The 1,634-nt window shown below is 43.0% G+C and carries 1 protein-coding gene; it reads right to left on the bottom strand.

What is annotated here, in order from left to right; translation table 11 throughout:
* Positions 1 to 256: 256 nt before the first annotated feature.
* Positions 257 to 1,441: an IS256 family transposase gene (locus AWH49_RS14555; protein WP_063966323.1), complete on the bottom strand. Its 1,185-nt coding sequence runs from the start codon at positions 1,439 to 1,441 to the stop codon at positions 257 to 259.
* Positions 1,442 to 1,634: the final 193 nt, after the last annotated feature.

The raw sequence follows: 1,634 nt of genomic DNA, 5'->3' as shown, positions 1-1,634 counted from the left end.
GACCGCTGTTTCTAAATGCGCACGTAATACTTCGGTAATATCTTGTTTTTTTACTAGAGCGTCGACAATAGCTGTTGTATGCTGGTTCATAGGGAAGGCCTCTTTTCTGTGAATTGTCTTGTGGTGATTCAATTCTACAAGAAAAGGTCTTCCTTTTTCTGTTTATTCATTTACACAAGATATTTTACGCTCGCGGATAGGGGAGCGTCAAGAATTTTGTGTAAATGACGGAATCCCTTTTCTTATAGACCGTCATTTAGTCTGTTGTTTTGAACCTGGCTGCGAGCTCCGCACGTGCTTGATCGAAACCGATATGACATCGTGTAGCGAAGCGTTGGTTGTATTCTTCGAATCGTGAAACAAGGAATCGTTCCAGTGCTTCTTCGTTCGGGAACTGCTCTTTGCGCTTTGTATATTTCTTGATTTGCTTATTAAAAGATTCAATTAAATTGGTTGAGTAGATGCTTCGCCAAATCGATTTTGGGAAGCTGTAAAACGTGAAAATATAAGGGTTTTCAGACAGTGGTTTTGTCACTTTAGGGTACTTCGATTGCCATTTGGAACAGAATACGTTCAATGCTTCCTGCCCATCCTCTGCACTTTCAGCGCGATAAACCGTTTTGAAGTCATCGCAGATCTCAGCACGGTCAGCTACTCGCACTTTATGAGCAATCGTACGCGCCAAATGAACACAGCACGTTTGATAATTCGCAGCTGGAAACACACTAAAAATACTAGTTGTGATGCCTTTTAAGCCGTCTGAAATAAAAAGCAGGACTTCTTCTGTGCCTCGTTCTTTGATATCTACCAGTAGTTCTTTCCAAACGAAAGCAGATTCAGTTGGCGCGATGGTGTAAGCCAGGACTTCTTTTGAGCCGTCTTCCCGAATGCCGACAGCCAGATAAACAGCTTCTTTCGAAACCGTTTCGCGTTTTACAGCGATATATGTCGCATCTAAATACACGCAAACATAGCGTGGGCTAAGGGCGCGATGGCTGAATGCCTCGATCTGTTCTGTCATGGATTTGGTCATGTTTGAAATCGTTTGTGGCGTGTAGTGATGGCCATACATTTTCTCGATTAAATCGGAGATTTCGGTCATCGTGACGCCTTTTTGAAACAAGTGGATGACAAAGGATTCTAGTGTGTCATTGGAGCGCCTGTATGGCGCAATCGTCTGTTGCTTAAACTCGCCGTTACGATCACGGGGAATCGCAATTTGGAGATCACCGTACTCTGTGTGCAGCGTGCGAGAATACGCACCGTTGCGTGAATTACCTGAGTTAAACCCCATTCGATCGTATTTCTCGTAATCTAAAAAGGCCGTTAATTCAGTCGCAAGCAGCGTGTTGACCGCTGTTTCTAAATGCGCACGGAATACTTCGGTAATATCTTGTTTTTTTACTAGAGCGTCGACAATATCTGTTGTAAACTGGTTCATAGGGAAGGCCTCTTTTCTGTGAATTGTCTTGTGGTGATTCAATTCTACAAGAAAAGGTCTTCCTTTTTCTGTTTATTCATTTACACAAGATATTTTACGCGCTCTCGTTTAGTGCGTTCCTCCAGTCTGTGTATGATTCATTTGCAACGTGGGATGTACAGCCGGAAGCGTTTTTCTTTACGAGTCTGCATAA

The sequence above is a fragment of the Domibacillus aminovorans genome, assembly GCF_001643235.1.
In the GTDB taxonomy this organism is placed as follows: Bacteria; Bacillota; Bacilli; order Bacillales; family Domibacillaceae; genus Domibacillus; species Domibacillus aminovorans.
The sequence above is the reverse complement of the archived record's forward strand: the minus strand, read 5'-3'. Positions and strand labels throughout refer to the sequence as shown.